The organism is Variovorax sp. OK212 (genome assembly GCF_900112425.1).
GTDB lineage: Bacteria > Pseudomonadota > Gammaproteobacteria > Burkholderiales > Burkholderiaceae_C > Variovorax.
Genome location: NZ_FOLP01000003.1, coordinates 260,136 through 271,737 on the forward strand (window position 1 = coordinate 260,136; position 11,602 = coordinate 271,737).

The window sequence follows — 11,602 nt, forward strand, 5'->3', positions numbered from 1 at the left end:
GCATTCATGAGACGTCATTTGCCTGACTCGGGCGATTCAAGCGATTGCGCGCAACACGCGCGCTGCGCTGGCGGGAAAAGAGGCCCCGTCGCCCTTGGCGAACGGAGGCGCCGAGGGCTCGGCGTGACGCGCGCGGAAGGTGCCCAGCAGCGCCGCGTAGGCGTCGGTTGCCGGACCCGTCGCGCCGCCTGAAGGGACGGCATTGGCCAACGGTTCCGGCAGCCCGAGCATCGCGGCCAGCCGGGCCGGCGCGATCGAGCCTTCGCGCATCAGCGCGTCGACCACCGCCATCAGCGCCGGCACGTGCGCCTGCAGCAGCGCCAGGGCGCGCGCATGCTCGTGCACCAGCAGCGCCTCGATCTCGGCGTTGGTCGCCTCGATGTCGGTATTGACGTTGTCCTGCGGGTCGTTCGCGATGTCGGTGCGGCTCAGGCGCGTGCCGAAGGCGTGGTGGCGCACGTACTGCGCCGCGTGCGCCGTGGCCTGCAGGAAGTCCTGCGTGGCGCCGGCGGTGCAGGCTTGGTCGCCGAACACCAGTTGCTCGGCCGCGCGGCCCGCGAGGCTCACGCAGATGCAGTCGCGCAGGTTCTGTTTCGACCACGCCTTGCGCTGCTCGTAGCTGTTGTAGCCGCCTTCGAACGAGGCCACGTTGATCTTGATTTCCTGCGGCGCGCGATCGAACAGCAGGCCGTAGGCCACGCCGTGGCCGGCCTCGTGCACCGCGAGCAGGGCGCGGAAGTCCTCGTTCGAGCGCTGCTTGAGGCGGTTGAGCTCCAGCGCCACCGGGAACCGTCGTCGCGCCTCGTGGTACTTCGCGGTGATGCACGACATGTCCGCCTCCAGCGTGAGCCACACGGGTTCGCTGTCGTTGTTGACCTTCTTGCCATCGCTGGCTTGTGCCAGCGCCCACAACGCGGCGTTGACCAGCGTCGCGCTCAGGATCGCGTGGATCGACGAGAACAGCGGGCGCGTGCCCTGCGCCGGGAACACGGCGTTGGCATAGATCTGCTCGTACACGCTCGCGTCGAGCACGAAGCGCACGCCCGAGCTGTCCTGGATCTCGCTCACGTAGCCGTCGCAGATCGACAGGATGAGCCGCACATAGGTCGCGCGGTTGAACGAGGGGTAGATCACGTGGTTGTTGCCCAGCCGCGCGATCTGCTCGGGGCGAAAGCGCTCGGCCAGCGCCTTCTTCACGTCGATGATCGAGAGCTTCCTGGTCAGCGCATGGAAGATGTCGGCGTCGGTGTCGCAGTCTTCGACGCGGCGCGCCGTCTCGGCGTACATCTCGTCGAGGTTGCCCGAGACGAACACCAGCAGCTTGCTGTAGTCGGTCTCCCAGCTCTGCTGCGCATCGCGAAAGGCACGCAGGCGCGCCTGCACCTCGGTGGGCTTCCACGCCATGATCTGCAGCAGCGTTTCCGACAGCTTCAGGCAGCGCTTGACCTCCTGTGCCTCCCACGGCGACAGGTGCAGCTTGCGCTTCCTGTGGGCCTTCTTCTTGCCGGCGGCGCCGTCGCGGTCCTGCTCGTACGCGGCTTCCGCAAGCGAGGACTCGATTTCGCCCAGCAGCGACAGCGCGGGCGGCAGGCGGCCGTCGGACAGCAGCGCCCACACGTCCTGGTAGCGCTCTACCTTGGCGTCGTGGCCCTTGTCGTCGACGGTGCGAAAGCGCTGGAACTCGTCGAGCACCAGGATGCCGGGCGTGCCTTCGGCGATGCCCGATTCGGCCAGCATGGCCGAGATGGCGCCGCGGCTGCTGTAGCCCGAGCCGTGGCTGAAGCCGTCCATCTGCACCTCGATGAAGCGGTCGTAGAAGCCCAGGTGCTGCGCAAGGCGGCGCACCAGTTGCGTCTTGCCGGTGCCGGTCAAGCCCCAGAGGCAGACGATGACGGGGCGGCTGATGAGCTGCGGCAGCACATACCAGGCGCGCAGCGAATCGATCACGCGGTCGATGATGTCGTCGATGCCGAAGAGCTCGGCCTTCAGGGCCTCGGCGGCGGCCTGCAGGTGGCGCGTGCGCTCGGACAGCGCGGCGTGCAGGCATGTGCGGGAACTGGAACTGGAATCGGAATGGGATTGGATGTCTTTGGCCATGGTGTTTCTTCTCGATCGAACGGGTACGCAACGGCGTGCTCCTTCCAGCGAAGGAGCCGGCGAACGGCGCGTGGGGGCGTTGTCGGGGCGCTTGCGTGCTTGAAGCGCGCGGGACACGCAACAGGCGGGGCAGGCGGGTCGGGCGTGTTAGGCCGGGCGGGCCGGCCAGGCCAGCTAGGCTGGTCGAGGCAGCTTGACCCGGCCACGCGCGGCGAGCGCGTGGCTTGCGCGGCGGCGGCGCAAAGGGGTGGGAGCAAGGCGATGAGACATGGACGCGATCGTAGCGGCGGTTAACATTTGAGTAAAGAATATTTACGCCGTGGCCCGTAGCCTGGCCGACGCACTGTGGAAGCCGTGCAACAGCCATCCCGCGCACCGATAATCGACGGCTCGCCCGCCGCGACAGCTTGACGACTGCCTTCCCTTGACGACCACGACCCCCTCCGCACCCCTTCGAATCGAGTTTCCCGAATCGCTCCCTGTCTCCGCCAGGCGCGACGAAATCATGGACGCCATCTCGGCGCACCAGGTGGTGATCGTCTGCGGTGAAACGGGCTCGGGCAAGACCACGCAGCTGCCGAAGATCGCGCTCGCGCTGGGCCGCGGCAAGCTCAACGCCGAGCCCGGCAAGGGCCGCCTGATCGGCCACACGCAGCCGCGGCGCATTGCCGCAAGCTCGGTGGCCAAGCGCATCGCCGAAGAGCTGAAGACGCCGCTGGGCGACGTGGTCGGCTTCAAGGTGCGTTTCCAGGACCGGCTGAGCCGCGACGCCTCGGTCAAGCTCATGACCGACGGCATCCTGCTGGCCGAGACGCAGACCGACCCGCTGCTGAAGGCCTACGACACGCTGATCATCGACGAGGCGCACGAGCGCTCGCTGAACATCGACTTCCTGCTGGGCTACCTGCGCGAGATCCTGCCGCGCCGGCCCGACCTGAAGGTGATCGTCACCTCGGCCACCATCGACGCCGACCGCTTCGCGCAGCACTTCGCCTCGGCCAAGGGGCCGGCGCCGACCATCATGGTGTCGGGGCGCACCTTTCCGGTGGAGCAGCGCTACCGGCCGTTCGAGGAGTCGCGCGAGCACGACCTGAACGACGCCATTGCCGACGCGGTCGACGAGCTCTGGCGCGACCCGCACAACGCGGGCGACATCCTGATCTTCCTGCCCGGCGAGCGCGAGATCCGCGAAGCCGCCGACCACCTGCGCCGCCACGTCAGCCACCAGCCGCTGTTTCGCAGCGCCGAGGTGCTGCCGCTGTTCGCGCGGCTGTCGGGCCCCGAGCAGGACCGCATCTTCGAAAGCCACAACGGCCGGCGCATCGTGCTGGCCACCAACGTGGCCGAGACCTCGCTCACGGTGCCGGGCATCCGCTACGTGATCGACACCGGCACGGCGCGCGTGAAGCGCTACAGCTTCCGCAGCAAGGTCGAGCAGCTGCTGGTCGAGCCGATCAGCCAGGCGGCGGCCAACCAGCGCGCCGGCCGTTGCGGCCGCGTGGCGAACGGCATCTGCATCCGTCTGTACGACGAGAAGGATTTCGACGGCCGTCCGCGCTTCACCGACCCGGAAATCCTGCGTTCGTCGCTGGCCGGCGTGATCCTGCGGATGAAGTCGCTGCGCCTGGGCGACGTGGCGCGCTTTCCGTTCCTGGAAGCGCCGTCGCCGCGTGCGATTGCCGACGGCTACCAGTTGCTCAACGAGCTCGGTGCCGTCGACGACGCCAACGAACTGACGCAAACGGGCGCCGAGTTGTCGCGGCTGCCGCTCGACCCGCGCGTCGGCCGAATGATCCTCGAAGCCCGCGCCCGCGGCGCGCTCGAAGAGGTGCTGATCATCGCGTCGGCGCTGAGCGTGCAGGACGTGCGCGACCGCCCGATGGAAGCGCAACAGCAGGCCGACCAGGCGCATTCGAAGTTCGACGACGAGAAGAGCGAGTTCAGCGGCTACCTGCGGCTGTGGAAGTGGATCGCCGACGCGCGCGGCGGCCACGGGGACACGCAAAAGCTCAGCAACCGCCAGTACGAGCAGCTGCTGCGGCAGAACTTCATCAACATCCGCCGCGTGCGCGAATGGCGCGACATCCACTCGCAGCTGCTCACGGTCGTCACCGAGCACAAGTGGCGCATCAACGGCGAGCCCGCGGGCTACGAGCCGCTGCACCTGTCGATGCTCTCGGGCCTGCTCGGCAACATCGGCTGGAAGCTGGAGGACGACGAGGCCTACCTTGGCGCGCGTGGCATCAAGTTCTACAAGCACCCCGGCGCGCACCTGAAGAAGAAACCGGGGCGCTGGATCGTCGCGGCCGAGCTGGTCGAGACGACGCGGCTCTTCGGGCGCGGCGTGGCCAACATCGAGCCGCAGTGGCTCGAGCAGGTGGCGGGGCACTTGCTGAAGAAGCAGCTGCTCGACCCGCACTGGGAGAAGAAGGGCGCGCAGGTGTCGGCGCTGGAGCGCGCCACGCTCTACGGGCTGGTGGTGTACAGCGGGCGGCGCGTCGATTTCACCAAGGTCGACCCGATCGCTGCGCGCGAGATCTTCATCCGCGAGGCGCTGGTTGCCGGCCAGTGGGAAACGAAGTTCGCGTTCCTGCAGGCCAACCGCAAGCTGGTGCGCGAGGTCGAGGGGCTGGAGCACAAGTCGCGCCGGCAGGACGTGCTGGTCGACGACGAGCTGATCTTCGCCTTCTACGACGCGCAACTGCCCGCCGACGTGGCCAGCGGCATCAGCTTCGAGAGCTGGTACCGCCCAGCCTCCAGGGACCAGCCGCGCCTGCTGTTCCTGACACGCGACGAACTCATGCGCCACCAGGCCGCGGGCATCACGACGCAGTCGTTCCCGGCCACGATGCGCCTGGGCGGCGTGGACTGCGCGGCCACCTACCTGCACGAACCCGGCGACGCGAAGGACGGCCTCACGGTCAGCGTGCCGCTGTTCGTGCTGAACCAGGTGAGCGAGGAGCGCTGCGAATGGCTGGTGACGGGCATGCTCAAGGACAAGATCCAGGCGCTGCTCAAGAGCCTGCCGCAGCGCCCGCGCTCGCGGCTGGTGCCGCTGCCCGAGTCGGCGTCGAAGCTGGCGGAAGAACTGTCGGCGCCCGAGGCGTTCGGCGCGGGTTCGCTGACCGACGTGCTGCTCAAGCGCGTGCGCGACATGACCAGCATCGACGTGAAGCGCGCCGACTTCAAGCTCGACATGCTGCCGCCGCACCTGTTCATGAACCTGCGCGTGATCGACGAGCACGGCCGGCAGCTGGGCATGGGGCGCAACCTGGGCGCGCTGAAGGCCGAGCTGGGCGCGCAGGCACGCGGTGCGTTCCAGGCGCTGGCGGGGCTGAACGTGAAGGCGTCGCCCGAGAAGAAGGCGGCCGCTCCCGAAGACGGTGCCAAGGCATCGTCGAAGGTGGCAACCGCACCCGCGCCCGCCGCACTGCCCGCCGGCCAGCGCTACACGGCCTGGACCTTCGGCGAGCTGCCCGAGCTGATGGAAGTGCGGCGCGGTGCGCAGTCGCTCATCGGCTTCCCGGCGCTGCGCGACGAAGGCGACGCGGTGACCATCGAGGTGTTCGACGAGCCCGCCGTGGCCGCCGCCAAGCACCGCGCGGGCCTGCGCCGCCTGTTCGCGCTGCAGCTGAAGGACGCGCTCAAGTACCTCGAGAAGAACATCCCCGACCTGCAGAAGATGTCGGTGGCCTACATGCCGCTGGGCACCTCCGAAGAGCTGCGCACGCAGATCATCGACGTGGCGATCGACCGGGCTTTTCTGCAGGAGCCACTGCCGACCGACGAGTTCGCGTTCAAGAAGCGGTTGGAGGAGGGGCGAGGGCGCCTCACGCTGATCGCCAACGAGGTGGCGCGGCTCGCCTCGACCATCCTGGTGGAGTACGCCGCCGCGGCGCGCAAGATCAAGGACACCAAGATCCAGCCCGAGGCCGTGCAGGACGCCGCGCAGCAGCTGCAGCGCCTGGTCGGCAAGCGCTTCATCGCCGATGCGCCGTGGACGCAGCTGCAGCACTTTGCGCGCTACCTGAAGGCGATCGTGCTGCGCCTGGACAAGCTGCGCGCCGACCCCGCGCGCGACGCCGCCAAGCTGGCCGAGCTGAAGCCGCAGGACCAGCGCTACTGGCGCCTGGTGGCCGAGCGCAAGGGCGTGGTGGACGACCGCATGCTCGAATTCCGCTGGCTGCTTGAAGAGTTGCGGGTGAGCTTCTTCGCGCAGGAGCTGCGCACGCCGCAGCCGGTGAGCGTGAAGCGGCTGGACAAGGCATGGGCGCAGCTGCAGGCCTGAACGGCGTGGCAGCTGCAGACGTGAAAAAGCCCGCTCGCGCGGGCTTTTCCTTATGTGCCGGCCAAGCCGGCACCAGGGCCTATATGCGTCCCATGAGCACGAGGATCACGATGATCACCACGATGAGGCCGACGCCGCCGCTGGGCCCGTAGCCCCAGGACCGGCTGTAGCCCCAGCTCGGCAGCGCGCCGATCAGTATCAGGATCAGGACGATCAGCAGAATGAACGAGAGCGACATGTTTTCTCCAGGGCGGTTGTTGTGATGAGCTTTGATGCTCCTCCCGCCACGTCGCGCGGATCGCCGGAGAGTCGCCCCTTCGGCGGTCATCTTTCGTCCTACCGTGGGTGTCGGCGCCCAGGCGGGGCGCCGTCAGTGGCCGCCTCAGAGGCGTGCCAGCCGCTCCAGCGCCGCGAGCAGGGTCTCGTCCTTCTTGGCGAAGCAGAAGCGCACCACGCGCTGGTCGAAACCGTTGCCGTAGAAGGCCGACAGCGGAATGGCGGCCACGCCGATCTCGCTGGTGAGCCACAGGCAGAAGTCGGCCTCCGACAGGTCGCTGACCGCCGAGATGTCGACGCACTGGAAGTAGCTGCCTTCGCTGCGCAGCAGCCTGAAGCGCGTCTTCTCGGCCAGGCCCGCGGCGAACAGGTCGCGCTTGCGCTGGTAGAACGCCGGCAGTTCCAGATACGGCCTGGGCTCGGCCATGTACTGCGCGAGCGCGTGCTGCATGGGCGTGTTCACGGTGAACACGTTGAACTGGTGCACCTTGCGGAACTCGGCCATCAGCGGGGCCGGCGCGGCCACGTAGCCGACCTTCCAGCCGGTGACGTGGTAGGTCTTGCCGAAGCTGCTCACGATGAAGCTGCGCGCGGCCAGGCCCGGGAAGCGCGCCACGCTTTCGTGGCGGGCGCTGTCGAACACCATGTGCTCGTAGACCTCGTCGCTGATGACGAACACGTCGGTCGGCGCGAGCAGGTCTTCGAGCTGGCGCATCTCGGCGGCGGTCCAGACCGTGGCGCTCGGGTTGTGCGGCGTGTTGATGATGATCGCGCGCGTGCGCGGCGTGAGCGCGGCGGCGATCTTGTCGAAGTCGGGGCGGAAGGTGCCGGGCACCAGCGGCACGCGCACCACGCTGCCGCCGGCCAGCTCGATGTTGGGCACGTAGCTGTCGTAGCAGGGCTCCAGCACGATCACTTCGTCTCCCGGGCGCACCACGGCCAGGATGGCCGTGATGATGGCCTGCGTGGCGCCGGCCGTGACGGTGATTTCCGTGGCCGGGCTGTAGCCGTGGCCGTACATCGCCGAGAGCTTGCCCGCGATGGCTTCGCGCAGCGCCGGGATGCCGGGCATCGGCGGGTACTGGTTGTGGCCGGCGGCCATGGCGGCCGTGACGTCCTCGAGCAGCTTCGGGTCGCAGTGGAAATCGGGGAAGCCCTGGCCCAGGTTGACGGCGTTCTTCTCGGCGGCCAGCGCCGACATGACGGTGAAGATGGTGGTGCCCACGGAGGGCAGCTTGGTGCCGACGTCGGGCGTGCGTGGGACGGGTGGGGTGGGTGGGGTGTGAACCGTGCTCATAGCTCGTAGTCTTGTTGGTGGCCGCTCAGGGCCTTGGCGATCAGGTTGCGGTCGAGGCGGTCGCTCAGCAGTTCGGCGAACTTGAAGACGAAGTTGCGCAGATAGGCGCTGCGCTTGAACGCGACCCGCGCGATATTCTGGCCGAACACATGGCCCATGGGACGCACCACGAGGTCGGCGTTCGACTCGTCGCGCACCGCCATCTCGGCCACGATGCCCACGCCCAGGCCGAGGCGCACGTAGGTCTTGATCACGTCGGAGTCGATGGCTTCCAGCGCGATGCGCGGCGTGAGCTTCTTCTGCGCGAACGCGTGGTCGATGCGCGTGCGGCCGGTGAACGAGGGGTGGTACGTGATGATCGGTTCGGCCGCCAGGTCCTCGAGCGAAATGCGCTCCTTGGCGGCCAGCGGATGCTCCTTGGGCAGCACCAGCACGTGCTGCCATTCGTAGCAGGGCAGCGTGACCAGTTCGGCGTAGCCGTCGAGCGACTCGGTGGCGATGCCGATCTCGGCGATTTCGTCGATCACCATGCGCGCCACCTGGTCGGGCGAGCCCTGGTGCAGGCTCACGTTGACCTTGGGGTAGGCCTCGCGCAGGTTGGCCACGGGCACCGGCAGCACGTAGCGCGCCTGGGTGTGGGTGGTGGCGATGGAGAGCGTGCCGCTGTCCTGCGCGCTGAACTGTTCGCCGATGCGCTTGAGGTTGCCCACCTCTCGCATGATCAGCTCGATGCTGGCGATGACGTGCTGGCCCGGCTCGGTGACGCGTTTGAGGCGCTTGCCGTGGCGCGCGAAGATCTCGACGCCCAGTTCTTCCTCGAGCTCGATGATGGCCTTGGAGACGCCAGGCTGCGAGGTGTGCAGCGCCTTGGCCGCTTCGGTGAGGTTCAGGTTGCGCCGCACGGCTTCCTGAACAAACTTGAACTGATGCAGATTCATATCAAATTCCGTCTTATTACGGAATTCATTATGCCTTCGGAATCTATCGAAATGCCCGAATGTTCGGGATTGTTCAGCTTTTGATGGCGATTCTGGCCAGCAGTTCGACCAGTTCGGGCTCTTCGCCCACGATGCGGGCGAGCGTGAACTCGGTGTTCGGCCACGCCTGGCGCAGTGCCTCGATCTGGTGCGGGAGGTCTTCGCGCGCGTGCTTGCCCATGCCCAGGAACAGCGGCACCACGCGGATGGCGGTGGCGCCGGCGGTGATGAGGGCGGCCGTTGCCGTGTGCAGGTCGGGCGCGGCGAGCTCCATGTACGCGCAGGTCACGAGCGCGTCGGGCGCACGCGAGGTCACGCGCGCGGCCACGGCCTCGATCGGTTCGCGCCAGCGCGTGTCGCGCGAGCCGTGCGCCAGCAGCACGATGCCCAACGCCTGCCTGCCTGCGGGTGTCCTCATCGTCATCGTCGCAACACCAGCCAGCTGAAGGCCGTGAGGGACATCACCGAATAGATCATTCCCGGCGCCGCCGCCGTGAGCCACGGTGACCAGTTGCTCAGGTTGCCGAGGTAGCCGAACACGTTGTTCAGCAGGAAGAAGCTGATGCCGATCATCACGCCGCCGAACACGTAGGTCGTGATGCCGGCCTGGCGGAAGTGCAGGTAGGCGAAGGGCAGGGCGAGCACCACCATCACCAGGCACGAGAGCGGGTAGAACACCTTGCGCCAGAACTCGATCTCGTAGCGCTGGGCCGTCTGGCCGTTGGCGTCGAGGTGGCGGATGTAGTCGAACAGGTCGATCGTGCCCATGCGGTCGGGGCGCAGCAGCGCCACCGACACCATCTCGCCGGTCAGCGAGGTCGGCCAGTTCAGCTGCGGGATCTTGGTGGTGACGATGTGTGCCTGGTCGGCCGTGCTGCGGGTGTCGTACTTCTGCTCGTCGACGTCGGTGAGCATCCAGTGCCCGTCGTTGCCGATGGTGGCCGAGGCCGCGGTGATCTGGGTGCTGATGTAGCCGTTGTCGTCGAACTCGAAGATGCGCGGGTTCTTCAGCGCGCCCTTGCGGTCGATGGCCAGCACGTTCACCGCGTACGACACGTCGCCGCGCTTTTCCTTGAGCCAGGCGCCCGTGTTGCCGGCCAGCGAGTAGGTGCCCTGGTACTTGGCCTTGAGCAGCTGGCCGGTGCGCTCGGACGCCGGCGCCACGTAGTCGCCGATGGCGAAGGTCAGCACCACGAAGCCGATGCCCAGCAGCAGCAGCGTGCGCAGCGCGCGCCACGGGCCCAGCCCGCTGGTGCGCAGGATGGTGTATTCGGAGCTCTGTGCGAGCCGCGCCATCACGAAGATGGAACCGATCAGCACGGTGATGGGCAGCAGCTCGTACAGGTGGCTCGGAATGAGCAGCATCACGTAGACGAGCGCCTGCATGGCCCCGTAGTTGAGGCTGTCCGGCTTGCCGATGGACTGCAGTTCGTCGACGAAGTCGAAGAAGAAGAAGAGGCTCAGGAAGCCGAGCGTGACGAACGCCACCGACTTCAGCACCTCCACGTAGATCAGGCGTCTTATCGTTTTCACGTGGGTTCGATCTTGGGTGTGGGCGCGATGGCGGCGCTGTCACGCCGTGCGCGCGGCGTGCGGCGGCCCCAGTTGTTCTGGCGCGCGCTCAGCCATGCGAGGTTGATCAGCAGCACGCCGCCGTGCAGCGCCAGCATGAAGCCGCCCATGCTGAAGCGGCCCGAGCTGATCCAGCTCTGCCCCAGGTTCAGCATGTTGTAGTAGACGACGAAGGCAAACAGCGCCAGCAGCAGGTTGCCGCTGCGCCCGACGCGCGGGTTGGCGCTGGAGACGTTGAGCGCCAGCAGCACGAAGTTGATGGCGGTGAACAGCATGCCGATGCGCCAGGCCAGCTCACCGCGGCTCGGGGTGCTGGCGTCGGCCAGCAGCGACACGGTGGTGCGCGCGCGCGGCGGCGTTGCGTCGTTCACCAGGCCGTTGTTGCCGCCGGCGCGGGTGCCGTAGGTCTTGAATTCGCTGATCTTCAGGCCGGTGTTGGCCATCGGCTGCTCCAGCCGCTGGCCGCTGTTGAGCAGCAGGTAGCGCGAGTCGCCGATGTTCTCGATGCTGCCGCTGCGCGCCGAGGTGGTGATCTGCAGGTTGCGCTCGATCGACCAGATGAAGACGTTGGTGGCCTTGGAGTTGTCCGGCGTGTCCTTGTCGATGAAGAACACCCGCACGCGGCCGGCGGATTCGCGGAACTCGCCCGGCGACACGCGCTCGATGTCGCTGCGCTGCTCGTACTGCTGGCGCATGCCGATGGTCTGCGAGTTGGCCCAGGGCCAGCCCACCAGCGCCATCACCGCGATGAGGATGAGCACCGGCCAGGCGAAGCGGAACATGGGCTTCACGAAGTCCATGAGGCCGCGTCCGCTCGAAAACCAGATCACCATCTCGCTGTCGCGGTACATGCGCGACAGGGTGCCGACGATGGCGATGAACAGGCTCAGGCTCAGGATGGTCGGCATGTAGCCGAGCACCGTGTAGGCCATCACCAGGAACACCTCCTGCGGATTCACACTGCCCTTGGAGGCAAGCCCCAGGGTGCGGATGAGCATCATGGTCATCACGATGGTGACCAGGACCACGAGGGTTGCTCCGAAGCTGCGGGACAGCTCCTTGCGTAGGGAAGAATGGAATAACATCGTTCGAGGA

General features: G+C 67.4%; 8 protein-coding genes. 1 reads left to right on the forward strand and 7 read right to left on the reverse strand.

The genetic code is table 11. The features are described 5' to 3' along the window. Nucleotides 1–36: 36 nt before the first annotated feature. Nucleotides 37–2,097, reverse strand: a complete 2,061-nt coding sequence (locus BM004_RS11710) for an AAA family ATPase (RefSeq protein ID WP_093213376.1) — start codon at nt 2,095–2,097, stop codon at nt 37–39. 505 nt (nt 2,098–2,602) lie between these two features. Between BM004_RS11710 and hrpA the strand changes: the two genes are divergently transcribed. Continuing rightward, a complete protein-coding gene (gene hrpA, locus BM004_RS11715; RefSeq protein WP_256219865.1) occupies nt 2,603–6,385 on the forward strand; it encodes an ATP-dependent RNA helicase HrpA in 3,783 nt (1,260 codons plus the stop codon). A gap of 79 nt (nt 6,386–6,464) precedes the next feature. On the opposite strand, the gene BM004_RS11720 is transcribed toward hrpA, so the two are convergent. The 6 genes from BM004_RS11720 to lptF all read right to left on the reverse strand — a co-directional run bounded on the left by BM004_RS11720 (nt 6,465) and on the right by lptF (nt 11,592). After that, a complete protein-coding gene (locus BM004_RS11720) occupies nt 6,465–6,623 on the reverse strand; it encodes a DUF3309 family protein (RefSeq protein WP_093122295.1) in 159 nt (52 codons plus the stop codon). Between the two features lie 144 nt (nt 6,624–6,767). Further along, a complete protein-coding gene (locus BM004_RS11725) occupies nt 6,768–7,958 on the reverse strand; it encodes a pyridoxal phosphate-dependent aminotransferase (RefSeq protein ID WP_093213380.1) in 1,191 nt (396 codons plus the stop codon). Continuing rightward, nucleotides 7,955–8,896, reverse strand: coding sequence for a CysB family HTH-type transcriptional regulator (locus BM004_RS11730; RefSeq protein WP_093122290.1), 942 nt, complete (start codon nt 8,894–8,896; stop codon nt 7,955–7,957). The genes BM004_RS11725 and BM004_RS11730 overlap by 4 nt, the downstream gene beginning before the upstream one ends. Nucleotides 8,897–8,969: 73 nt before the next feature. Beyond that, entirely contained in the window at nt 8,970–9,353 is a 384-nt protein-coding gene (locus tag BM004_RS11735) for a sirohydrochlorin chelatase (RefSeq protein WP_093213382.1), read from the reverse strand. 2 nt (nt 9,354–9,355) lie between these two features. After that, nucleotides 9,356–10,468, reverse strand: coding sequence for an LPS export ABC transporter permease LptG (gene lptG, locus BM004_RS11740; protein ID WP_093122285.1), 1,113 nt, complete (start codon nt 10,466–10,468; stop codon nt 9,356–9,358). Then, nucleotides 10,465–11,592: an LPS export ABC transporter permease LptF gene (gene lptF, locus BM004_RS11745; RefSeq protein ID WP_093122283.1), complete on the reverse strand. Its 1,128-nt coding sequence runs from the start codon at nt 11,590–11,592 to the stop codon at nt 10,465–10,467. The genes lptG and lptF overlap by 4 nt, the downstream gene beginning before the upstream one ends. Between the last annotated feature and the right edge of the window lie 10 nt (nt 11,593–11,602).

Coding starts and splice junctions, on each gene's coding strand:
- BM004_RS11730 (WP_093122290.1), bottom strand. CDS start 8,896: ATGAATCTGCATCAGTTCAAGTTTGTTCAGGAAGCCGTGCGGCGCAAC.
- BM004_RS11725 (WP_093213380.1), bottom strand. CDS start 7,958: ATGAGCACGGTTCACACCCCACCCACCCCACCCGTCCCACGCACGCCC.
- BM004_RS11720 (WP_093122295.1), bottom strand. CDS start 6,623: ATGTCGCTCTCGTTCATTCTGCTGATCGTCCTGATCCTGATACTGATC.
- hrpA (WP_256219865.1), top strand. CDS start 2,603: ATGGACGCCATCTCGGCGCACCAGGTGGTGATCGTCTGCGGTGAAACG.
- BM004_RS11735 (WP_093213382.1), bottom strand. CDS start 9,353: ATGAGGACACCCGCAGGCAGGCAGGCGTTGGGCATCGTGCTGCTGGCG.
- BM004_RS11710 (WP_093213376.1), bottom strand. CDS start 2,097: ATGGCCAAAGACATCCAATCCCATTCCGATTCCAGTTCCAGTTCCCGC.
- lptF (WP_093122283.1), bottom strand. CDS start 11,592: ATGTTATTCCATTCTTCCCTACGCAAGGAGCTGTCCCGCAGCTTCGGA.